Source organism: Pirellulaceae bacterium, from assembly GCA_029243025.1.
In the GTDB taxonomy this organism is placed as follows: Bacteria; Planctomycetota; Planctomycetia; order Pirellulales; family Pirellulaceae.
The window spans coordinates 13,933-35,900 of sequence record JAQWSU010000030.1; the positions used below are offsets into that span (position 1 = coordinate 13,933).

Sequence of the window (21,968 nt, forward strand, 5' to 3'; positions counted from 1 at the left end):
AATTCGATTCGGTTGGCGGGTACGTTCTGGTTTAGGTGGTTGTCAGAAATTCAAGAGTACCATCCGCATCAGTTATTTCTTCACTAAGCCAATCACTCCGCCGGAAATCAAGGATGCGACGTTGGTAAGAATCAACGGAAGCGTCCAACCACCAACGGATGCGATATACTTGGATGACCACTCCGGTTCGAATTTGTCTTTATACTGTCGCAGGCCTTGGAAATTGTAGAAATGTTCGCCGTGTTCGTAGGTTAAGGCAGCGATCTGATTCCAGGCGGGCGAGTTTTGTTGAACATCGATTCCTGACAAGGGGGCCATGCCGAGGCTAAACCAGTCGTAGCCTTCTTCCTTGCCCCACATCATCAACTGGATGAAGAGATATTCCATCACCCCCCCCGGAGCTTCGGAAACGTAACGCATCAGATCGATGGTTAATTCGGTCTTATCCGCACCGATCCATATGTTTGCGAACGCGATGATTTGTCCTTCTTGTTTAATAATCGCGACCGGACAATCTTCGATATAGGGTTCGCTGAAAAAGCCGAGCGAAAACCCTTTTTCTGCTGCGTTTTTTTCGTTCAGCCAAGAATCAGAAATCCGGCGAAGCTCTGGCATGAGCGCGCTGACTTCCGGTGGCTGAACGATTGAGAAGGAGCAGCCTGCTTCGGCGAGCTTCTTATTTGTTCTGCGTAGATTGCGTTTTGCGTGACCTTCAAGCTTGAAATTCTTGAGTGGTACACGAGCCTCTTCACCGATTTTGATTACGGAAAGGCCCATTTCAACATACATCGGAACCGTATCTTCGCTGATTTGGTAGAAGACAGGCCACCATCCTCCCTCGTCGCAGAGTTCTCGGAAACGCCAAGCCAATTCGCGTCCCGCTGTCGGGTCGCCTACGGGATCACCCATCGTGATCCAGCTTTGCCCTTCGACTCCGTACATGATAAAGGCAGTTTTCTCGTCATCGATCAGAAAACGCTTGTCACCAAGTCTTGCTAAATTACTTTCAATGCTTGGTGAATGGTTGGCGATTTCAATCGCCGTTTTCATGTCGTCATCGCTTATTGTGGGGATGTGTGACTTGCTTCTTAGTAAGCGGATTGCGCCGACGAACAGTACGACAATTGCCACGCCAAAAAATGCCCGCAAAGCGCGTGGCGCATGTTTGTCGAAAGCAAATTGCCACCACATCTCATTTCGATAGTCGGTTGTCTTGTGTGCCATCGCCATCAGCCAAAAGGTGGCGGCAAGCACCAGTGCAATGGCCAGCAGCCATTTGGGAGAGAATCGATCTGTCAATAACGCGCCATGTCGATAGAATTGCTTTCGGGATGGCAGCAACAGGGCCAGCATTACGGCGAGAAAGATTGCTTCTTCATAGTCGAAGCCCTTCAAGAGTGAGACGACGATGCCGGCTGCGAGCAGAGCGGCGGTGACATAATAGGCTGTTTCAATGCGTCGCTGTAACCCTCGCGACAAGATCAATAACAGAACCCCAATCACACTGCCGGCGAAATGAGACAGCTCGATGATGGGAAGCGGGAGCACGTGTCGCAAGTTGGCTAAGCGTTCGGCGATTGATGATGTGGCGCCAGAAAAAAGTAGCACGACACCCGCCAGAAACACACTAACAGTAAGCAGGCGCGGGCCGATCAACGCGGTCCAACGGCCCACCGTGTTTGCCGTTTTGCTGGCGGAACGTCGATTCGAAACAATTTCTGTAACTCCCATGCCCACCAAGCCGAGAGCGAGTGGGAGGAGAAAATAGATCACGCGAAATGCCAGGAGTGCTCCCACCAAGGTTTCCGGATCCTTGGGGTTGAGCAAAACGAGTAATACTAATTCGAGCACTCCTAAGCCGCCGGGAACATGCGATATGAGCGCAGCTACAGTTGCTAATAAATAGATGGTGACGAAGTGCCAATAGTGCACTTCAAGTGTTGCGGGCAATAAGCTGTAAAGCACAGTGGCTGCGAGCAGCATGTCGATTGTTGCTACGAACGTTTGTAGACAGGCCAGTCGTGGCGAGGGCAGTGAGAATTCCCACTTGTGGATCTTGATTGGTTTGCGTCTCGTGAGGCACAACGCCATGTAAATAACATAGAGAGAAACGAGCAGGTATCCGATCGGGCGTGCCGTGCTGACAGGCAGATTAAGCCGTTTGGGGATCGGAAGCGGTTCAATCAAAAAAAGAGTGCCGCCAAGAAAAAGTACACCAAGCCACAAGGTCACGCTGAGGAAAACTATCAACTTAAAGATTTCGATCGCTGAAAAGCCCCACGAGCTATAGAAGCGATACCTGACGGTTGATCCTCCCAGAAGCGAGCCAAAGCTGTTTCCGATCGTGTAACCTAAGAGGGAGGCGAGGCTGATTCGTTTCGGATCAAGGTTCCGTTTCAGATAGATCACTCCCATCCAGTCGTAACTGATGAGAACGAGATAGCTGAGGATTGTTAAACCAATCGCAATCGCCAGATTCGAATTCGGGATGCGGGCGAAACTCTCCAAGAAATCTCGCAGGGTATACTGCTTCAATTCCGCATGCAGAAGCCCCAATGCGACCACAAATACGGTGAAGATCAGCAGTGGTTCAGCCACGGATTTGATGAGTTTTTTCATGAGTTCGATGCGGTTCTAGGTTTAGAATCGTGTGGAGATTTGGCCGTCAGGCGAGCGGAATACAGGCCCAGTGGAAAGGCGATTGCGTGTGCAACATCGGCTGATAACATGCGTCCGTTTTCTGGTAAGTAGAAGGCGGACCAAGCGAGTCTCGCAGCAAGCACGCCCATGATAACGATTAGTGCTAATCGTCGCACCGTCGGTTTTCGTGAGCCGATGACCAGACCAAGGCAACCGTAATAACCGGCTGAAGGTCCCACATCCATCACGTTATAGAGGGTTTCGCCCCAGGAAATCTGGAGTTGTGTGGCAATCGTGATACCGGTTGCGATCACGACTAACGTCACCACGTGGACTCCGAAAAAAGTTGTCAGAGTACGTGTGAATCCGAATTGGATTTCCGCGGTGCCGACGCAAATAGCAAGCATGATGACCGAGAAATAGAAACTCAATCCGCCCGTGGTAAATGCCATCGAGCCGAACAGTTCCAACCAGTGTCCTTGTTGGAGTTCAGCTGGTGAAGAACCCCATTCCTGATACCAGATGGCACCCAACGCCTCTGAGGAGGAACCGGACATGATTCCCGCAAAGCACATGATCACCAACAAGACGATGGTCAGCAAAAGGCTGCGAAAGGTCTGTCTGATGGAACCAGTAAACATCAAGAGTCTTCTTGGAGTCTATGCGAGGATGCGAATGGGGTAATCAAAACAGTCTTTAACCCGCCATCTCGCTCTTCTGTTTCATGAGCTGATAAAAATAGATTAAGCCGTTCAGTGAAAGACGTCATCAGGAGGACGGTAAAACTGAATAGAAAAAATACGATCAGGCATCGGTTGCCTGCAGGGATGATAATGCAGTCACCCTCTCGCAGCCAAACGGTGTCTGTCACTGCTGCGACAGATCGCTTCACAAGATCCATGATTTCCGTTCCTTGCCGCCTTTTGGCGTGACTCCCCAGCCGTAGAGGTCCACCTTTTGCCTCGCCATGATCGTAACGTTCGTCTTGTTCGGATGCCACGACCCAACCGAATCAGGCCGAGCTTTTTTCGTTTTGTGGCTCTGGGCAAGTCCGATGGAATTGGAATCTGGACACGGCGGGTCGAGTCGGTTGATTTTGCTGGTTCGCAGACGTATCGCAGAGGGTAGAGCGATTAGAACGGATGTCGATTGGTATCCTATTGGGGGTTAGAGCCCCCAGGCTTTCCATATTTTCGGGTGAACGGGGTAGATGGCGGATCGATTTTCTTCACTTTCCCAGGCCGTATAAACCGAGTCGTAAAGAGGGGTCTCCAGGAACCCAACTATGTTCAAATTGAGACCGATTGCCCATCTCTCGCGTGCGCGCAAGCAGTTGTTGCCCGGTTCCCAGATCCGCAATGCTTCCTGGACATCGCCGTCCGTGTCTCGTAACGCATCTCGTAATGCCCTTCCGTCTGCATAGGTTTTTGCTGTCCCAGCGGCCGCATGAGGTCGTGCCGCGAAAGCCGCATCACCCATCAGGCAGGTGCGTTCAAATGCCATGCGAGAGATTTTGATGTGATAAATTACCTGGACAAAGCGTTGTTCTACCTTTTCCAGCACTTCCACGAATTGGGACGGTATCTGTTCTCTTGCATAATTCCGGAACCAGTCAATATTGTCTTTGGTTACGCTACCCGGTGGTAGTGAAATCGGGCGACGAACGCCGCTTCGATCATTCATTAACTTGTCGAGCTCTTCGCCTTCAACACAATTGTGATACCAGACGATGTTGGCGAGTCGCTTGCCACGGCCGAGTTGGCCGTCCAGGTTTGGAATTGCATCGATGAGAATCTGGCCAGAGGGAGTCAGGAAATAGGTTAACGCATCTCCGAGGCTGTCCATGCTTTTCGCCGATAGGAGAGACTCCGCTACGATGCCGCGCCACGCGACGTAGCCGGCGTACTTTGGTTGGGCGTCCGGTTGCAAGATCTTACGTGACTGCTAAGAGATAACGTCGGCGCAAACGAAGCGGGTCGACTTGTATAGAAGCGCCGTTGACGAAGCTTAGCTGGGCTCCCTTCTCGTCCGGAGCAATCGATGCCAATTCTCTGCCAAAGTGGTAATGGGCTGGATCAAAATGACTTAGCAATGCTCGATAAAGTTTCGTCCATGACGAGAATCGGTAGTCACTTGTCTCCTGGAAAAGCGTACTTCCGTCCTGACGAAAAAAACGGAGCCATGATAGTTCAATGGCCACTGTTGTTCGGGTCGTTTTCGCTAAGGTACCTGAGGGTCGTTTGGTTCAATCCAATGCCGGCACCTCGACCCTTGAGGGCAGTTGTTTGTCTTTCATTGATGTCAACGGTGCAGCCTAGGTCGCGTAAAATGAGTCCGGTTGTCAATCCTGCCATTGAGCCACCGATAATCGCAACACGTGGCCATTTACTCTTGTGCATCCGACAGTCCTAACTGAGTTGTGACTTGAGAGTGTCGTTGCCGCTTGGCACGGGCGCCGCTTGGCACAGGAAAGCCGAGTAGCGGATCGCTGTGTAAGTTGGAAGGGTGAAGTTCAGGTTTCAGTGCGCGGCACGGCTGCTTTGTAAATCGTGATGTTTGTGTAGACGGGAGGGACTCGTATAAGAAAGAGCTAGCCTTCGCGAACCGTTCGGTAGATCCAATTAGCGGTTTTTCCGTAACGCCTGGGTTCTCTCCTTGATTGTCTGATAAGGGTCCTGCGCTCGCACACTTGGATCGACATATTTGGCCAAATCTCGCATGGCGATCACCGTGCATTGCTGGTCCTTGAGATACTTTATGTACTCTTTGAAATCTTGGGGGCGGTGTTCACTCATGGATGTTCCAAGGCAGGAACTCCATGAAAGCAAAGAACGGCGATTTTTCCATCGCGGGCCTGATCCACAGCCCATTTCAAATCTTTCATGGTCCAACTGAGGGTCATAGGCTGGTCCCGGTGAGCCCTCTCCAGCGTCGCTGTATTCGAGGGTCGAACTCCCCGCCAACTCCCCCTCCTCCGGCGCTTTGACGGCCTCTAAAGTGTGGCCGAATCCGGGGTAACAAAAAGTAACAGCATTCGGAATGCCATGTTCGGCACAGCGTTTCTCGATGTGTTTTACCGAGCTCTTTAATTGATCGCCAGTGATGGAACTGACGCCCCGGTGGTGTTGCGTATGGTTGCCAATTTCAAAACCCATCTCATGAAGTTCGCGAATCTGTTTCCAAGTCGTATAGTGATCCTTGTTCTTCAGAAAGCCTAATCCTTCGGTAACGTAAAATGTTGCGCCGAATCCGTATTGCTTCAGAATATCCGAGACAAAGATTCGATCTGATTTGTTGGCATCATCAAAAGTTAGCACCACTAACTTGTCGGGAATTTGAATTAATTTGGTTTCTTTCGCCTCAAGAAACTTGCCTGTTACCGTTAACTGCCAAAGTAAAATAATGAAAGTGATTGCTAGGGACTTCATGACTTGCCTCGGCGAAAATGAAGTGGCGAATTGTCGCCTCCCATTGTCGCCGAAAAGGTCTCGTTACTGACAACGGAAAGAACCGCGCCTGAAGAAATTGGTGATGCGAGATCACCGTGTGCTCGTTGGGCGCTCGTTGGGCGCTCGTTGGGCGCTAGTGATCGTGGCCTGCGTGATCGTGGCCTGTGTGATCGTGGCCTGTGTGATCGTGGTGGGCAGATTCGGCGGTGCCGCTGTGGGAGTGAACATGAGCAGGTTCCAGAAAGCCAATTCCATACGCGAGCGCCACACCCACTAGCAGTGCGGCAGTTAGCTTGATGCGATCATGAGCATGAAATTCCAGTTCTGGCAGCAAATCGCCCATCGAGATACAAAGGAAAATGCCACTTGCAAAGGCGAGTGAACAGCCAACAATCAAATCCTGTTGGGCCGAACCTCGCACACCAAAGAAAAACAGGGCTGCTCCAACCGGACACATGGTCGCATAGGCGAGATTTACAAACTGCCGAGCTCGCAGCTCCCAGCCACCACCGGCCATCAGGGTTGCGATCGAGAGTGAATCCAACGGCTTGTGCAGCACGACTCCCAGGAAGACGGCCAATCCAAAGAGTAACATGTGCGGCGTGTGTTCGTAGTCGCTCAGAACCGCCGCACCCAGGGCAGCGCCGTCCAAAAGTGTGTGCAGTGAGAGTCCGACGAAAACACCAATCCAGCGGTGTTTGCCTCCACTGGCCGCGTGATCGTGGCTGTGATCGTGGCTGTGATCGTGGCACTCTTCCTCGGATTCTTCCAGTGGAGCATGTTGGTGAGAGTGAAAAACGCGGATCAAGAAAAACGTCGTCAAGAGTCCACCCATCAGCCAGATTAACGCTCGATCCAGCGAGACCTGTGCGTTGACTGCGTGAGGCAAGAGATGAAAGATGGCGATGCCGAGCATCAGGCCGCCAACGCAACTCATCATGAGCTGCAGTCGCGTGTGAGTCAGCCGCACGAGCGACGGTAGCCAGCCGCCGAATAGCGACGCAGCGACGATGAGGATGCAATAAACAATCAGTACGAGGGTTGGCGACATGATCTTAATCTGATGGACCTGACATGGCGCGTCAAGACGCGGTAGATTACAGCCTGTAAGAGATGGGTTATCAGCGATGGGGTCTCGGCGACCAATCAATCAAAAATATAGACAATTAAGCAATTGCTTAAATGAACGGCTTTCGCATGTCATCTCATGAAACCGCGAGTTGTAGCTCCGACGATCACCAAGTCGGCCAATCCTCACCCTTGGACGCAATGGCCTGTCAGCGGGCGGCTGCAATCTTTTGTGCTCTTGGCGATGCCAATCGCTTGCGTTTACTGACGTTGTTGATGAATGGTGAGAAGTGCGTTACCGAGATCGCAAAGGCGCTGAATGACAATAATCCGGCTGTTTCACAGCGATTAAGACTGCTGCGGAGTGAGCGGATTGTCACGCGCCGTCGAGCAGGAAAGCATATTTATTACTCTCTCGATGACCAACATGTTTCGGATCTCATTGCAAATGCGCTCGCCCACGCCGAGGAAAACTGCGAGCGCCACTCGTCTTAAACGCCGCTTCACCGTCTTGCCCAACGCTGAACAACCGTTATAAATGTCGATTCAGTGGTGACTTGGCTAATCCGAATGGAATAGCCAAATAGAATTCTTTATAGCTTATTGCGTATTGGTCACCTTACCAGCCGATGTCTCATTTATCGGTAGGGTTTCGCAGTAGAAGCGTGAAGAGGGCATTTGGGTGTTGATAGCGTGTATTTGCGGTGGAGTGTTGGAAGTGGGCATCCTCGCCTGTTTGGTCAGTGGAGTGACTTGTTTCGGTACCAGTCTCTTGAATCGGTCCCGTCATGTTGCCCATCTGGATCGAATTGCCGACGAACAGAAATCCAATTCGGAAGGCCCTGTCGTCGAGGATGATTCGACTGCGATTGAATGATCAGCAATAGGGCAGATTTGATCAGCAATCGTAACGGACGGGTTGACCTGTTCACTTTCGATCAACGGTCCGAGCAGCAAGAGACCGTCGTGTCAAGCTTTCGCTGGCAAACCCAGTTGTCACTCCCAGTTGTCACTCCCAGTACCGACTCGTTGACCTTTGTGCCTGGCTTTGCAGACTCTGCTGATCCGGCCAGTGATGCCCGATCTGATTGTCTTGTTGGTCAGTCCACGATGCTGGTAGGTGATAGGGCAACCGAGTAAAGCGAGTGGATTATGTTTTCTTCCTGGCTGAAACGTCGTCGACGGCAGCAGATTATTTCCCAGCCATTTCCCGCTGAGTGGAATTCTGTTCTACGTCAGAATGTAAAGCAGTTTGGTTTGCTTACCGATCAGGAGCAAAACCAAGTGCGCGACGATTTGGCTGTCTTGGTGGCAGAAAAAAATTGGGAGGGATGTGGTGGTTTGACCATCTCTGATGAGATCAAGGTGACGGTTTCCGCCTTAATCGCAATCCTCGTTCTCGGAATGGGCGACGAGTATTTCGATGCTGTGCTCTCGATTCTCGTTTACCCGGATGCCTACGTCGCCCCTGGGGCACATGCGGTTGAAGGGGGTCTCATCGTCGAAGGGGGTTCGGCCCGTGAGGGCGAAGCCTGGTATCGAGGTCCGGTGATCCTTTCATGGTCGGATGTACTCCGAAGCGGCCAGGGCAATAGTTGGGGCCACAATCTTGTTTTTCATGAGTTCGCGCATCAATTAGATATGCTCAACGGGCGTGTGGCAGATGGCATACCGCCGCTTGAATCTGCTCGCGAAACGACTCGCTGGGAAAGACTGATTCAGCAAACTTACCAACAACTCTGCCAAAACTGTGCCGAAGGGCAATCGACTGTTTTTGATTGTTATGGCACCACGAACATTGCTGAATTTTTTGCTGTTGCGACGGAAGCTTTTTTCGAGAAGCCGCAGCAATTTCAGCGGCATCACCCAGAACTCTATTCGATCTTCCGGAACTACTACCAACAAGATCCTTTTTCTCGGCTCAGTGCTTGAGCACTGTCTGGATCTCGATTTGCATGAGTGGCGCAGATTCGCGTTGGCTTTGACCGTTGCAAGCGTTGCTGATTTTATTCGGTCGAGGCTGGCGGGGTGATGGTCAGCCAAAGATCATAGCTCGGTTTCCCGGTAGCCGGTTCCGAGATTTTGGCAAATTTGGTGGGGACGCGTTCTGCCAGTCCGCTGATCCGTATCGGTAGGCTCGTCTGGTTGACTTCGGCGGTTGATTGCAGCTTTAATTTCACCGACTTGGCCGAATCGTTGTCGGGTTGTGAGTAAGTGGGCGCTGCGGTGATGCCGTCCGGAAGTCCCTTGGCAAGTATTTTAATGGATTCGTTGAAGCCTCCTTGTCGTGATACGGTGACGGGGATTTCGACGGAGCCATCAGCGGCCAAACTTACTTGATGTTGTCCAACACTCAATTCAAAATCTGATTTGCCGGATTGAAGTGTGAGTCGATAAACAAAGTCTTCACCGCCCCGCTTGTGTAAATCTTGGACCACGAGACGGACGCGTTCGGTCTGTTTGCACTGATATTCCAGCGTCGCATCTCGTTTTCCAGCCGTGTCATCGACTCGTGACAGCTCTTTGCCGTCGGAGGCCAGAAGCACCAAGACGGGGTCCAGCGGATAGCCGAGCGATCGACTTTCCATTTTCGCGATAAACGCCTCACCTTCTTTGAGATCAATAGAGTAGCTGTCTTCATCTCCTGCGGTATCGATACGGCCTGTGATCGTAGATGGAGGATCGACGACCATCGAGTCCGATTTTGGCTCGTGCTCGATGATGACCGGATGGGGGACGAACGGCACACGAATCGTACCCGCGATTCCGGCTGATTGTAGTCGCACGTCGTATCCGGTTGGATCGGGTGCCACCGTCAGTTGGCGTTGCGATGGCCCTAGATTCCAGCCAAATAGCTTGACCTTTGTCTGGCCCTCTGTCTGGACAGCAAGCGGGATGGCGTAGTCGACGATCGCTGCTGTCGAAAGGGTGAGCCGATAGACATAGCCCGCTTCGCCCGCAAATTGGATACGACTGGTGGGTGTAGCTGGGAAGCCGAAAATTCGTACGTACCATAAACCGTCGTACGGAACGTCGAATGCCAGCCGAGGATCAAGCGAAAGTTGATCGTCATTTTGGGCCACGACAAATCCCTGCGGCGAGAGAATTTGCATGACCGCATCCACGCTTGATCCGAGTGGATGATGGGCGTCCATATCCGCAAGCAGTGTCTGTCCTTGCTTGGCGGGGATCGTGAAAATGTCAACGTCACCCGCTTCCTTCAATTGTCCGTTAAAGACGATCGAGTGAGTTGGGGCATCGGTGTTAGATGTAATCGGGGTCGCCTGCTGAGGTCGATTGTTGGGCTCAATTTCATTACATTCCTCTAAATGGCCGACCACAAAAGGGGCGGGAACGGAGCTTCCCGTCTCATCGAAAAGCCGCAGCCAATAGATGTTTGGTTGTGCATCTGGTGAAATCTTGATCGAAAGTCGATGCGTTTTGTCTTCGCCGGTTGGCAGGGCATTTATTTCGAGCCCAGGCTGATTGCACCAAGCTGTGACAGGCCAAGTCGAAAACGTTCCACCTACCTGCAGATCCACTTGCTGACCGACTTGGCCTCCTGCCGGAAAGAAGTAATCAAATTTTGGCTCTGCTTGCGCTTCTCGCCCGAAAAGCAAAAGCAGCAGCAGCAAACAATGGATGGTGCACTTAGTGGTCACGGCTGGCAAAACTACCCCATCAATTCAGCAATTGGCTCCGGGTCACTCACCAGGTGAACCGGTCGACCATTCGGAGCGTGATAGATCTGGCCAGGATCAATGCCTAACTTGCGGTAGACAGTGGAGACAAAGTTTTCAGGTGACAGTATACGCTCGCAGGCGGCGTATCCATTGCGATCGGTTGCTCCAATGATTTGTCCGCCGGGAGTGCCGCATCCGGCAAACAGGATGGACATGGCGTTGGCCCAGTGATCTCGGCCGGGGGTTTTGCGATCTGCCAGCGTCGAGATTTTCGGGGTACGCCCAAACTCACCAAGCATCATGACCAATGTGCTATCGAGCAAACCGCGGTCTTCCAGGTCGGTCAGTAAACTGGACAGAGCCGCATCAACATTTGGCAACGTATCTCGCATTTTTGGAAAGATCTCGCTGTGGTGATCCCAGCCCCCATCGTTAATGGTGACAAAGGGAACCCCAGCTTCGATCAAGCGACGGGCCAAAAGCACTCGTTGCCCAAAATCATTTCGACCATAAGCATCGCGGACTTTGTCGTCTTCCTGATTGATGTCAAAGGCAGCTTGCGCTGCTGGACTGGTGACCAAGTCATACCCTTGACTGTAGACTTGGTCCAAAGCCACAGCAGGATCGGCTGCAGCGCGGTCAGTGATCCTCACAAAGTGATCCACGATCCCACGAAGATCTTGCCGTTGATGAAATCGTTCATCGGTAAGTCCGTGAGGTAAAGCCACATCACGGAGGCGGAAGTTTTTGTTGTTGGGGTCGCCCCCGACAACAAAGGGCGCAAAATTGGCGCCGAGAAAGTTTGGTCCGCCGGATCGCGTCATCGACGGGAGAGAAAAATACGCGGGCATTCCGTTTTGCATTCCCCGCTCGTGAGCGGTCACCGAACCCATGCTCGGATGAAAGCTGACGAAGGCTCCGCATCCAACAGGAATGCGGGGCGGTGCGCCGGTCATCATGTAGTGGTTGCCAGCTCCGTGGTTACCCTGATTGTGTTGCACCGATCGGATGACTGCCAATTTATCAGTGATACCGGCTAGGCGTGGCAGGTACTCTCCAAACCGGACACCGGGGATCTTGGTTCCAATGGTTCCGAGTTCGCCGCGAATCTCTTCTGGAGCTTCCGGCTTGGGATCAAAAGTCTCGAAGTGGGATGGACCGCCATCGAGCCAGATGAGAATACAACGAGTCTCGGGTGTGGCGCCTGTTTGTTTGGCAGCTTGTGCCCGCAGCCCCATCAAACTCAATAGTCCGCCTCCACCGAATGCGCCTAAGCCCAATTGGAGACAACTACGACGAGACATGCCTTCGCAGTTTCGATTTGTATTCATTTCATGACCTCATCTAATCCTGAATCTAATCCTGAAGTAAGAACTCGGGCGAATTCATCAACGCCCATAGCAAGTCTTCGCTTGCTTTTCGCCGTTGCTTGGGATCATGACCGAACAACGGTTCCGCGGCGGCTCTCTCTTGATCGCTAGGATACCGAGAAACCGTCGACAGGTACAATTTTTCCAAAATTTTGCTGGCTGTTTCATCGCTGGCCGCTAACTGTGCGGCCAGCCCTTCATCGCGAGTGACTTTGTCATGGATGTGTTCCGCATTCATCATGTGGAGTGCTTGAACCACCGTTGAGTCACCAATTCGCTCGCAAGGTGGATCTTGATTGGCATCGGGTCGGCCAAATGCATCAAGAAAGGGAGAGGTGAGTCGAAAGGTCCAAGCTTCTGCAGCTCGGGACCCCTGCGGAACTCCTTTTGCACTGTCTCCCAGAAACGCTTCTGCGACTCCAGTCACATCACAGACTGCGTCGAGCAAAACTTCAGCCGGCATCTGTTGGCGATAGTGTCGCGAATAGTTGCGTCGATCGGCTGTGTTGGTTTCATTCGGTATAGAAGAAATCTGGTAGACATGAGACAGGGTGATCGTGCGAATCAACTCTTTCTGATCGAAATCGACTCGACGAAACTCTTCGGCGAGGGCTTTCAAGAGGGATGCATTGCTGGGTGGATTGGTGGATCGCAGGTCATCAACCGGATCCACGATGCCGCGTTCCATCAACTCTGCCCAAATTCGGTTGGCTCCCGCCTTGGCGAAACTGTCATTTTGTTTGCTGACCAGCCAGTCCGCGAACACGCGCCGTCTTCCATTCGTTTCCGTGACCTCCGCTGCTTCCCCGAACAAGGGTTTGGGAGGGACGGTTTGGCCGGTCAACGGGTGGCTTACTTCACCGGAAAGATTGTCAAAAACGATCTCTTCACCGCCTGAGATGGGTGATGATATACCAGATCCCTTGCGGCCAACTCGAGCAAAATAAGCTGCTACGCCGTAGAAGTCATCTTGTCCCCAGATTTCGAAGGGATGATGATGACACTTGGCACACTCGAGCCGGACTCCCAAAAATAATTGACTGATCGCAGTTGTAATCTCTTCGGGTGTTCGGCGGTCGCGAAACACCGTGGCAGCACCATTTCGCCAAGTGCTTCCCTGGGCTGTGACCAATTGATGGACCCATTGGTCATAGCTCAGATTGCGACGGAACGTATCACGCAGCCAAGCGTCCAGATTCAACGTCGCCTTGATCCCCGCCCGGTAGGGATTGGGCCGCAAAAGATCGGCCCACTTGTTCGCCCAGTGGTCGGAGTATTCCGGCCTCTCTAACAGACGGTCGACCAATCGAGACCGTTTGTCGGGCTGATCATCTGCCAAGAATTCACGCACTTCACTCGGTGTGGGCAGTCGGCCAATTAGATCCAAGTGGACCCGGCGAAGAAATGAACTGTCGTTGACCAAGGGGCTAGGCGCGATTTTGAGTTCGCGTAGTCGTTTCCAGACTTGTTCGTCGATGAAATTATTCCGAGGTAGATCATCGTAAAATCTTGGGTCGACGGTACCCTCTCGTGTGATCGCCGTATTCCATGCTGTGATTTGGTCCATGTAGCGAACCATAATCGATGCCTCTCCGGCGAGATTTCCGGCCGTCAAGCGACCTGCCTGGTCGACAGCGACAATCGCCGGTTCGTTCGATTGAAATGAAGTGATTTGCGTGACATCGCGTGAGGATCCATCGGAATAGGTTGCCAGGACGGTGAGCGGCTGGGACTCGCCTGCGGCCAATATTCGTTCGGCAGGGAGCAACGTGATGCTCTGCAGCGTTGGTGCGTCAGGCCCGCTACGAGGCATGCCCTTTGCGATCCAGTCTCGCACCATCATGTACATGGGGCCGTTGAAATTGAGTCTTGCACCACCGCCATGTGGTACGCGAGCCGACGCTTTCATCAGCAGCAGGCTTTCATCCGGCGCGCTAGGACGGAGTCTCCGCCCACGAGCCTGATGGACGATTGCTTCGTAGTCGAAATCCGCATCAAAACCTAACAGGGATAGCTGAAATCCATTCTGGCCGCGTTGCTTTCCATGACAGGCGCCGGCGTTGCAACCTGCGCCACCGAGGATCGGCATGACGTCCAATTCGAAAGAAAGTTGAGTCGTCACGGCCTCACCGGCCAAAGCGTGTGGAAGCAATGAGCCACTCAGACCACTTAGCATGAAAGCCAAGAGGCACGGGGTTGAAATCAGTAGGCGAAGGAAACCGAACATGTGAGGTTGGCGCTGCGGAGGGTGATGCGGCAAGAACACTCCGGTGGAGCGGATAGTATAGCCGTTTTTCGCTTCGTCCCCAAATCTTTCCATCACTCCTGCTGATTGGGGGGAGGGGAATTTTTGGGCTGAGTCAATTGGATCGCGGGCGGAAGCTGAACCGTTTTGTGGTTCAACGGGATTCTCGCAAATGTTTTAAGCCGAATATGACCGGGTAAGTGGGGGGAATGGGCTTGTTTTTGAGCCTCTATGCCGTTCTTCGTGGTTCGTTCGCTGCTCCGTCGACGTCCTAGTTGGTACGACAAGAGGATGTTTCCTCATCCGCAATGATGGCTAAGTCTGCCATGTAAATTGCTGTGATGGAATGACCGGCCGCATCATTTTCATGGGACGAATACCAAGACATGACCGCGCGATCATCGCTGAGTGGAATGAAGCCTGGGTAGGAGTTGTCTCCGCCACTGGGTAATTCAGCGAACTCATGAAGTTCTTTTCCGGTAAGCCAGTACATGGATGTTTTGGGGCCGTCGCCGACTGTTTTTCTACCGCCCACAACCCAGCGGTCTCCCCAACGCGTCAGGAGCGGTCCGCCGATGTAACGACCCAGGTCGTCACGTTGCCATTGATCGTAAGGAGGAGCGGATTGGAGCAGTTGCGCATTTGCCCGACCTCGGCGTCCGATCGCCAGGATGTTTCCATCCGGTTGGAATCGAAAAGCCGTTTCATCTCCTTCGACGGTCTGAAACAACGAGCGTGTGCGCCAAATCAAACCGTCGTCGCTTTCGAGCATGGCGGATTCGACTTCAGGACCTTCACCTCGTGCACGAACGTTAAAAGCGTGTTTGCGGCGGCCGCAAAGATAGGCTTTGCCGCCGTGTGACTCAGCTCGCCAGATGTAGTGTCCGAAGGTCCCTTCCAGCATGACAGGGCTTGTCCAGTGTACGCCGTCAGCGGACCAAGCGGCATAACCAAGGTGCTTGTTCAGATCGTATTCCGAAAACGGCAATTTTGTATCGCCGCTGTACCAAGTGCCGGTGTAAACGAACAAACGATTTTTGAATACAAGAAAGTGTGGGTCGCGAGTGTCACGTTTGTCGACGTTGAATTGATGGACTTTTTTCCAATTGTTTAAGTCTTCGCTCACCAAAACAATGATCGATGAGGTTGGATAGACGCTGTGGCCATCGGGACAGCTGCGAAATGCTAGATAGTACCGATTCTGGAAGGTCACGAGATCGGTAAACGCATTGTGTTCACCATTGTGAAATACGCGGCGCACATTGGTGACCCGGACCGATGGTAATTCAGCTGCTTGGCAAGTCAAGCTGAGTAGCGGCGCAATAAGTAGCGAAGAAATGAACCACTTAATAATATTTTTGTATTTCATAGTTTTGCACCTACATGTTATTTGGAGTCGCTCTCTGTTTTGCGACAGTCGGCTTCGTAGACAGAATCAATTTGAAAATGAGTCACACCGAGCTTCTTGAGTCGGCGAATGTCCTCGGCTGCCAAGCGGCGGTGCTGCTCAGGGGGATAGCGAAACGTATTAATTGCGGCGACGACGACAACCTGATGTTGTCTCGCCAAATCGATGATTTCTTTGTCGAGCTTGGCACCAAGTTCGAAGAGAAAATAGAGCTGATCAACCGGCTCCCCATTTTTGATCGCTTTCCGTAAATTTACTCGATTGATCGACACTTTCGCCTTGCGATGGAGCGCTTGTTTTGACCGGTCCGCTCCCAACACGTAGGCGCTGTTCAGTAAGTCACAGTCTTTCAGAATGGACTCCAATTGTTGGGAAAAACGTGGCCCTTGCCGGCCTTTCGTGTCGAGCATGAGACGTATCCGACCTTGGCAGGCGGCTGCGTATTCTGCAAAGGATAGCGGGCGCAGTGCGCTGACTCTCGAGCGCAATTGTTTCATCTCGTCCCAGGTCATTTCCGACACGCGACGGGGATCTCCGTAGAATCGCTGAAAATCCTGGTCGTGATGAACAACCAGATGGCCATCGCGGCTTTCGCGGATGTCCACTTCTAACATGGAGTAACCACGTCGGATTGCTGCTTCCAGGGCAGGCCGGCTGTTCTCTATATGATCTGCGTCAACGACTCCGCCACGATGGGCGATCAAAAACAGTTCGGCTGCGGGGCTCGTCGTCGAAAGCAGCAGGAGGAAAAGCCAGGGGTGATAAGAACGAAGCATGGGCGGGTAGTCATTGGGTTGGTGCAAACGGGAATAACGACGGGCGTTAGAAGTTTGTTGTGAAACTATTAATTGGATCCGACGCAGAATAAATGGTTTTCGCCTCGAATGAACAATCGGTTGTCGCTGGGGACCAGAGAGGCAATCACGGGCTGCTGCATGTCATTCGTGGCCAATAATTCGAAATTATCGCCAATTTTCGCGACGAAAATCGTTCCGTCTTCGCGGGCCGCGTAGAGTTTGTCACCGGCGATAAGCGGCGAAGAATAAAAGGAAGCTCGTCCCTTGGGAAACGCGCTACTCCAGATCGTCTCGCCTGTGGATGGGTTGATGCATTCGACTTCACCTCGGTCGCGCACCAGGTAAACCCGCCCTTGATACTCAATGGGTGTCGGGACAAATGTGCCGACGTCATCACGTTTCCATACACGGTGGGTTTCGGTGACATCTCCCTTTCCTCCCATACGAATGCCGTGCAGACGGGGAGTACCGCGATCGTTGCGACCGGCTGCGACTACGACGATGTCATCGGCAATTACGGGTGTGGCAATCGCCGGCCACAATGCGTTGGAGTCCGGATTGAAATTTCCGCAGGACCAGATCACACGCCCGTCTACTGGGTCATGCACAGTAATGTGTTCGGCACCCCAAATAAGGATGGCTTGTTGCCCCTGATGCTGAATGACGAGGGGCGTCGTGTATCCATGATCGCCTTCCACCGGGGTCTCGTAATTGCGGTCCACCTTCCATTGCATTTTGCCCGTCTGCTTGTCGAAGGCTGCGAGCCAGGATTCGCCATTGTGCATTCTCGTCATGATCAGACTGTCTGCCGTTAGGACGGGCGAGGTGCCGTGATCCCAGAACAGTGAGTCAGGACCGTACTGGTCGACCAGATTGGTTTGCCAACGAATTGACCCGTCATTGTTGAGTGCGGCCAAGGTACCACTCTTGAAATACACAAACACACCCTTCCCGTCGGTGACTGGGGATGCGTTGCTGCCGGACCCATTTCGATGCTTGCCTTGGTTCTCTTTTCCAAAACGCGTTTCCCATCGTTTCTTGCCGTTCCAATCAAATGCCAGTACGGCGTCCCGTTCATCAATCGGTGCGGTCAAGAAAAGGGTTCGGTCCCAGACAACCGGGGTTGAACAGCCCTTGCCGGGAAGCTCTGTTTTCCATAGTACGTTGTTGGGACTCCATTGAGTCGCATATTGCCCACCCGAGATGCTGCCGTTGTCCTGTGGCCCCCGCCATTGTGGCCAGTTGACAGTGTCGGCTGCGGTTGCCGAGTAAGAGATGGCTAAAGTCATCAAGGCGGCGCCGATGCGCTGCGTGTTATTCATGTTCGAGTTTCCAGGTTGCTGGGATGTTGCAGGAGACTCACCGACTCCGACGTCTGTTGAGTGGATCACGAGTGGAATGAACCAGTGCCAAGCCTAAGAAACCAGCCTAAGGAACCAGCCTGACCGCGTCAAGAATTTGTGAGGGTGAGCCCTGCTTGCACGTATTCTCGTTGTTACCGGGGGCGTTCATCGACCCTTGGAGTCGAACTCCCAAGCTGTGCTCAAAATGGTTGCGAATTCTCTGCGGGGATGCGTCCATGAGGAAAAGGGGGGGTGAGCCGGCTGAAAGCACCGGAAAGAAGAGTCGCGATTTATGGTTGCTGTTGATCGGATTTCCAGGTCGGATATTGTTTTTCGAGCAGATCAGTCGCATAGTATCCAAGCCACGAGTAACCGTTGCGTCGTTCATGAGAAATCTCTGCCAGGGATCGAATCGGTATGCCATCACGACTGCAATAGATTGGTTGGTTGCCCTCAATGGTGTAAAAGCGAGCCCACATGGGCGGTGCGTTCGCAGCTTTGACGACGATTCGATCATATCCGTTGGGTTGAGTCGGTGCGCTGACCCGTTCCACGCGAATGCCCTGCAGTTGCGACTTCCGAAACCAGCTCGTGGCACTTTCAATTGCGTCGATAATTTGTTGATTAGGATTCTCGACTTTCATCAGGAATTTGACGATGCCGACTGATTCACTACCACTTAAGGACGGTAGCTCGTAACTTCGTGCTCGTCGGGGTTCGAAGCTGACTTCGTCATGTTGAGCACACCAAACGGTTTTGTTTCCGGCGACGACAATTTGGCAGCGAAGGATGCAGTCAATTCCCCTCTTAATGGCTTGGGCACACCGGTTGCGTAAGGCAGGACTCACGAACGAGTAAGTGGAACGATCCTTGGCAATGGCACGGAGCATCGACATCACTCCGATCATGGCGCCATCATTGAACGTGATATGTCTCGAGTAGCCTGATCGATCTTCGGGACGCTGTGGCCATCCACCGTTTTTATACTGAGCCTGAAGCACAAACTCAATTCCCCGTAATGCGGCATCACGGTATCGCTGGTCATGCGTTTCGTGGAAGGCTTTGGCAAGATATTGGATTTCCGTGTGGGTGGCACCGTTGTCGATCGTGCTGTCGTTCCTCGACTTTTCTTCAGTCAGTTGTTTGCGATCTGACTGACTTAGCTTTCGTTTGCGATCGTAGTTTTTCGGCCACCCGCCGGCGTCTCGTTGGTAAAGCAGCATCCTTTCCGCGACTTCGCCATCGAATTCAGCTGCACTCGAAATCGGTGCGCTGATGATTAGGAGGGAAATCAAAATTGCCATGCTTGAGCAATGGAGTTTGCAGCGGGTCATATGAGTGCTGTTGGGAAACCTTCCGGGATCTGGTTAACGTCATCATTCTAAAGCATCTTGACCGTGATTTCACCGATTACAGCAGAATCAATCGGGAGATTTGGTTTTGTTGGCCCCAAGAGTGGTACGAAAGCGTCGACGGCGTTGATTTGTGCATGGCACAAAATACGACAAGCATGTTTTGATAAATGCATCCAGATCGGACACTCTGAGCTATTATTGCGTTTGCCCGATCAAGCCGGTCAATTGGAGTCGCCCAGCGCGTGAGGGGCATGCTGTGTGATTGTTGTTGCGGCGTTCTGCCTGCTAATATGATCGCTTCTTGATCGGCTTTTAAATTGCAACCCAACTAGCCAGCTTCTACGATGTGTGCTGAGGTTTGCTTGCTTTAATCCCCCAGGAGACAAGGTGATGGCTTGTCACTTTCGCTTGGCGTTGATTCTGCTAATGCTGATGGCCGCAGGTGCGACCGCTCAAAACGCTCGAGACACGGCTGTTCGACAGGACAAGGCGAAGCTCACTGAGCATGCCACCTGGTTGTACGATGACTTGGACCACGCAGTCGAAGTTGCGGCGAGGATGAATCGCCCCCTGATGATCGTCTTTCGCTGAATTCCCTGAAATGCCTGTCAAGGCTTTGACGAGCAGGTGGTTCGTCGCAATGGAGATTTAAGAGAACTTACGGACAAATTCGTTTGTGTGCGGATCGTAAAAGCGAACGATTTGGATCTGACATTGTTCCAGTTTGACTTTGATTTAACTTTTGCGGTCTGTTTTATGAATGCGGATAGGACGATCTATGCTCGCTATGGTCGTCGTAGTAGTCGGGAGAACGCAACCAAAGATGTTTCCCTGGCAGGTCTGGCAAGTACGATGTCAGAGGTTCTGGAATTGCATCAACAATATCCTGGCAACAGATCGCTGCTGCTGGGGAAACAGGCGGTTGCGAACGCGTTTCGTACTCCAGATGACTTTCCTGCCTTGCGAGGCAAATTCAAAAAAAATCTCGATTATGACGGGGCTGTTACGAAGAGCTGTCTGCACTGCCATCAGATAGGCGACGCGGAGCGTCAAATCTATCGAAATCTGCGGCAGCCGATTCCGGACCGTATCTTGTTTCCCTATCCCTCGCCGGCCGTTTTGGGGTTGTCGATGGATGTCGATAAGTCCCGATCCATTGCGAAGGTCGCATCCGATTCGATTGCCGATCAGGGCGGGCTGCAATCCGGTGACCAATTCGTGACGTTGAACGGTCAGCGGATTATTTCACCTGCTGATATTCAGTGGGTGTTACATCATGCGGCAGCTACAGATCGACTGTCTGTGGAAGTTCAACGTGGTAATCGGCGGAAGCGATTGCAGCTGCTCCTGCCTAATGGCTGGCGTCGAGAAAGTGATATTTCCTGGCGAGTTTCCAGCTGGCCATTGCGTCGCATGGGTACCGGTGGACTGCTTTTGAAAGCGGCCACTATCGAGCAACGTCGCCGTGCGAGGATCCCACAAGGACGGTTGGCGTTGGTGGTGAAGCACGTCGGACAGTATGGACCTCACGCCGCTGCAAAGCGAGCCGGTTTTCGACCCGGAGATATGGTGGTATCGTTCAATGGCCGCACCGATCAGCTTACGCCCAGTCAATTGCTGGCTTACACAGTTCAGGAAACAAAACCTGCTCAGCGACTGCCCGTGATCGTGGTTCGAGGTGAACAACGGGTGAAGCTGATGCTGCCGATGCAAAAATGATCGTCCGTTGGTAGATTTGTTGTCGGGTGATCGGTGTACGAAGGTGTGGCCAGCGAATGGTTGAAGAAATGGAAAGGCGATTTGTGAAATTCCCCCAAAATACTGTGCTGGGAATGCTGCATTTACCAGCGTTGCCAGGGAGTCCTGGCAATACGATGACCGTGGACGCGATCGAGACCTTTGCCTTGCGCGATGCTGAATCACTTATCGACGAAGGCGTGAATGGTCTGATTGTGGAGAATTTTGGCGACGCGCCGTTTTATCCAGCATCCTTACCACCTATCACGGTTGCTTGTCTGAGCCGGTTGGCTTTTCAAGTGAAACAACGCTATCCCACCATTCCCTTGGGCGTTAACGCCTTGCGAAATGACGGCCGCTCTGCACTCGCCGTGGCTGCGGCAAGTGGCGCGGATTTCATTCGTGTTAACGTGCTTTGCGGTGCTCGCCTCACCGATCAAGGGCTCATCGAGGGAATCGCTCATGACTTGATGCGCGATCGACACCATTTCGAAGCCGGGGCGATTCAAGTTTGGGCGGACGTGAACGTCAAACATTCTGCCGCCTTGGCGGACCGACCTGTTGAAGAGCAGGTTGCGGACACCATTCAGCGCGGCTTGGCGGATGCTGTGATTGCGTCAGGGTCGGCCACTGGCCAGCCCACGGCCCTTGGCGAGGTGAAAAGGTTTCGGCAGGCGGCCGGGGAAACACCTGTCTTTGTGGGCAGCGGGGTCTGCCGAGATAATGTGCAGCAATTCTTGCTTCATGCCGATGGGGTGATCGTCGGCAGTGCATTTAAGGAGGGGCGGTCGGCTACTGAGCAGGTTGATCGAATGGCGGTACGCGACTTCATGCAGCGGGTTGCCGATGCAGCCAAATGAAGACCAACCCGCA

Annotated in this window: 19 protein-coding genes and 1 pseudogene; 7 read left to right on the forward strand and 13 right to left on the reverse strand. The window is 52.6% G+C overall.

Annotated features, from left to right (window positions below; translation table 11 throughout):
- Nucleotides 1-72: 72 nt before the first annotated feature.
- The 6 genes from mprF to P8N76_12815 form a co-directional block, all read right to left on the reverse strand.
- Nucleotides 73-2,619, reverse strand: coding sequence for a bifunctional lysylphosphatidylglycerol flippase/synthetase MprF (mprF, locus tag P8N76_12790; protein ID MDG2382539.1), 2,547 nt, complete (start codon nt 2,617-2,619; stop codon nt 73-75).
- Entirely contained in the window at nt 2,616-3,281 is a 666-nt protein-coding gene (locus tag P8N76_12795; GenBank protein MDG2382540.1) for a hypothetical protein, read from the reverse strand. Before P8N76_12795 ends, mprF begins: the two co-directional genes overlap by 4 nt.
- 526 nt (nt 3,282-3,807) lie before the next feature.
- Nucleotides 3,808-4,485 (reverse strand): hypothetical protein, encoded by a 678-nt coding sequence (locus P8N76_12800; protein MDG2382541.1) that lies wholly within the window; start codon nt 4,483-4,485, stop codon nt 3,808-3,810.
- A gap of 344 nt (nt 4,486-4,829) precedes the next feature.
- Nucleotides 4,830-5,039 carry an FAD-dependent monooxygenase gene (locus P8N76_12805; protein ID MDG2382542.1) on the reverse strand — a complete coding sequence of 70 codons (210 nt, stop codon included), beginning with the start codon at nt 5,037-5,039 and terminating at the stop codon, nt 4,830-4,832.
- Between the two features lie 222 nt (nt 5,040-5,261).
- Complete coding sequence (locus P8N76_12810) at nt 5,262-6,068, reverse strand: polysaccharide deacetylase family protein (GenBank protein MDG2382543.1); 807 nt, start codon at nt 6,066-6,068, stop codon at nt 5,262-5,264.
- A gap of 154 nt (nt 6,069-6,222) precedes the next feature.
- Nucleotides 6,223-7,140 carry a ZIP family metal transporter gene (locus P8N76_12815; GenBank protein ID MDG2382544.1) on the reverse strand — a complete coding sequence of 306 codons (918 nt, stop codon included), beginning with the start codon at nt 7,138-7,140 and terminating at the stop codon, nt 6,223-6,225.
- Between the two features lie 146 nt (nt 7,141-7,286).
- On the opposite strand from P8N76_12815, the gene P8N76_12820 reads away from it, so the two are divergent.
- The 4 genes from P8N76_12820 (at nt 7,287) to P8N76_12835 (ending at nt 9,089) form a co-directional block, all read left to right on the forward strand.
- On the forward strand, nt 7,287-7,652 hold the full coding sequence (locus P8N76_12820; protein MDG2382545.1) for a metalloregulator ArsR/SmtB family transcription factor: 366 nt from the start codon (nt 7,287-7,289) through the stop codon (nt 7,650-7,652).
- Between the two features lie 187 nt (nt 7,653-7,839).
- Entirely contained in the window at nt 7,840-8,034 is a 195-nt protein-coding gene (locus P8N76_12825) for a hypothetical protein (GenBank protein MDG2382546.1), read from the forward strand.
- Entirely contained in the window at nt 8,031-8,297 is a 267-nt protein-coding gene (locus P8N76_12830; protein ID MDG2382547.1) for a hypothetical protein, read from the forward strand. Before P8N76_12825 ends, P8N76_12830 begins: the two co-directional genes overlap by 4 nt.
- A 12-nt stretch (nt 8,298-8,309) precedes the next feature.
- Nucleotides 8,310-9,089 carry a zinc-dependent peptidase gene (locus P8N76_12835; protein ID MDG2382548.1) on the forward strand — a complete coding sequence of 260 codons (780 nt, stop codon included), beginning with the start codon at nt 8,310-8,312 and terminating at the stop codon, nt 9,087-9,089.
- A gap of 74 nt (nt 9,090-9,163) precedes the next feature.
- Here the strand turns inward: P8N76_12835 and P8N76_12840 are convergent, their stop codons facing one another.
- The 7 genes from P8N76_12840 to pelA all read right to left on the reverse strand — a co-directional run bounded on the left by P8N76_12840 (nt 9,164) and on the right by pelA (nt 19,307).
- Entirely contained in the window at nt 9,164-10,819 is a 1,656-nt protein-coding gene (locus P8N76_12840; GenBank protein ID MDG2382549.1) for a PPC domain-containing protein, read from the reverse strand.
- 11 nt (nt 10,820-10,830) lie between these two features.
- Nucleotides 10,831-12,171, reverse strand: a complete 1,341-nt coding sequence (locus P8N76_12845) for a DUF1501 domain-containing protein (GenBank protein ID MDG2382550.1) — start codon at nt 12,169-12,171, stop codon at nt 10,831-10,833.
- A gap of 25 nt (nt 12,172-12,196) precedes the next feature.
- Nucleotides 12,197-14,530: a DUF1549 and DUF1553 domain-containing protein gene (locus P8N76_12850; GenBank protein ID MDG2382551.1), complete on the reverse strand. Its 2,334-nt coding sequence runs from the start codon at nt 14,528-14,530 to the stop codon at nt 12,197-12,199.
- 196 nt (nt 14,531-14,726) lie between these two features.
- A complete protein-coding gene (locus P8N76_12855; protein MDG2382552.1) occupies nt 14,727-15,824 on the reverse strand; it encodes a hypothetical protein in 1,098 nt (365 codons plus the stop codon).
- Between the two features lie 17 nt (nt 15,825-15,841).
- Nucleotides 15,842-16,639, reverse strand: a complete 798-nt coding sequence (locus P8N76_12860) for a glycerophosphodiester phosphodiesterase family protein (protein ID MDG2382553.1) — start codon at nt 16,637-16,639, stop codon at nt 15,842-15,844.
- Between the two features lie 68 nt (nt 16,640-16,707).
- Nucleotides 16,708-17,982, reverse strand: a complete 1,275-nt coding sequence (locus P8N76_12865) for a PQQ-binding-like beta-propeller repeat protein (protein MDG2382554.1) — start codon at nt 17,980-17,982, stop codon at nt 16,708-16,710.
- A gap of 311 nt (nt 17,983-18,293) precedes the next feature.
- The gene (gene pelA, locus P8N76_12870) at nt 18,294-19,307 is read right to left on the reverse strand and encodes a pectate lyase (GenBank protein MDG2382555.1); all 1,014 of its coding nucleotides are present in this window, start codon (nt 19,305-19,307) and stop codon (nt 18,294-18,296) included.
- Between the two features lie 441 nt (nt 19,308-19,748).
- On the opposite strand from pelA, the gene P8N76_12875 reads away from it, so the two are divergent.
- From P8N76_12875 to P8N76_12885, 3 genes and pseudogenes are all read left to right on the forward strand, one after another.
- The gene (locus P8N76_12875) at nt 19,749-19,949 is read left to right on the forward strand and encodes a hypothetical protein (protein ID MDG2382556.1); all 201 of its coding nucleotides are present in this window, start codon (nt 19,749-19,751) and stop codon (nt 19,947-19,949) included.
- Between the two features lie 24 nt (nt 19,950-19,973).
- A pseudogene (locus tag P8N76_12880) lies at nt 19,974-21,077 on the forward strand (Trx7/PDZ domain-containing (seleno)protein).
- Nucleotides 21,078-21,160: 83 nt separating this feature from the next.
- Nucleotides 21,161-21,955: a BtpA/SgcQ family protein gene (locus tag P8N76_12885; GenBank protein MDG2382557.1), complete on the forward strand. Its 795-nt coding sequence runs from the start codon at nt 21,161-21,163 to the stop codon at nt 21,953-21,955.
- The last annotated feature ends 13 nt before the right edge of the window (nt 21,956-21,968 follow it).

What these genes read in the sequence shown, in the direction of transcription:
- P8N76_12805 (MDG2382542.1), bottom strand. Translation starts at nt 5,039, where the DNA reads ATGCACAAGAGTAAATGGCCACGTGTTGCGATTATCGGTGGCTCAATG.
- P8N76_12820 (MDG2382545.1), top strand. Translation starts at nt 7,287, where the DNA reads ATGTCATCTCATGAAACCGCGAGTTGTAGCTCCGACGATCACCAAGTC.
- P8N76_12795 (MDG2382540.1), bottom strand. Translation starts at nt 3,281, where the DNA reads ATGTTTACTGGTTCCATCAGACAGACCTTTCGCAGCCTTTTGCTGACC.
- P8N76_12835 (MDG2382548.1), top strand. Translation starts at nt 8,310, where the DNA reads ATGTTTTCTTCCTGGCTGAAACGTCGTCGACGGCAGCAGATTATTTCC.
- mprF (MDG2382539.1), bottom strand. Translation starts at nt 2,619, where the DNA reads ATGAAAAAACTCATCAAATCCGTGGCTGAACCACTGCTGATCTTCACC.
- P8N76_12815 (MDG2382544.1), bottom strand. Translation starts at nt 7,140, where the DNA reads ATGTCGCCAACCCTCGTACTGATTGTTTATTGCATCCTCATCGTCGCT.
- P8N76_12865 (MDG2382554.1), bottom strand. Translation starts at nt 17,982, where the DNA reads ATGAATAACACGCAGCGCATCGGCGCCGCCTTGATGACTTTAGCCATC.
- P8N76_12845 (MDG2382550.1), bottom strand. Translation starts at nt 12,171, where the DNA reads ATGAATACAAATCGAAACTGCGAAGGCATGTCTCGTCGTAGTTGTCTC.
- P8N76_12860 (MDG2382553.1), bottom strand. Translation starts at nt 16,639, where the DNA reads ATGCTTCGTTCTTATCACCCCTGGCTTTTCCTCCTGCTGCTTTCGACG.
- P8N76_12810 (MDG2382543.1), bottom strand. Translation starts at nt 6,068, where the DNA reads ATGAAGTCCCTAGCAATCACTTTCATTATTTTACTTTGGCAGTTAACG.
- P8N76_12875 (MDG2382556.1), top strand. Translation starts at nt 19,749, where the DNA reads ATGGCTTGTCACTTTCGCTTGGCGTTGATTCTGCTAATGCTGATGGCC.
- P8N76_12850 (MDG2382551.1), bottom strand. Translation starts at nt 14,530, where the DNA reads ATGGAAAGATTTGGGGACGAAGCGAAAAACGGCTATACTATCCGCTCC.
- P8N76_12830 (MDG2382547.1), top strand. Translation starts at nt 8,031, where the DNA reads ATGATCAGCAATAGGGCAGATTTGATCAGCAATCGTAACGGACGGGTT.
- pelA (MDG2382555.1), bottom strand. Translation starts at nt 19,307, where the DNA reads ATGGCAATTTTGATTTCCCTCCTAATCATCAGCGCACCGATTTCGAGT.
- P8N76_12800 (MDG2382541.1), bottom strand. Translation starts at nt 4,485, where the DNA reads ATGGACAGCCTCGGAGATGCGTTAACCTATTTCCTGACTCCCTCTGGC.
- P8N76_12855 (MDG2382552.1), bottom strand. Translation starts at nt 15,824, where the DNA reads ATGAAATACAAAAATATTATTAAGTGGTTCATTTCTTCGCTACTTATT.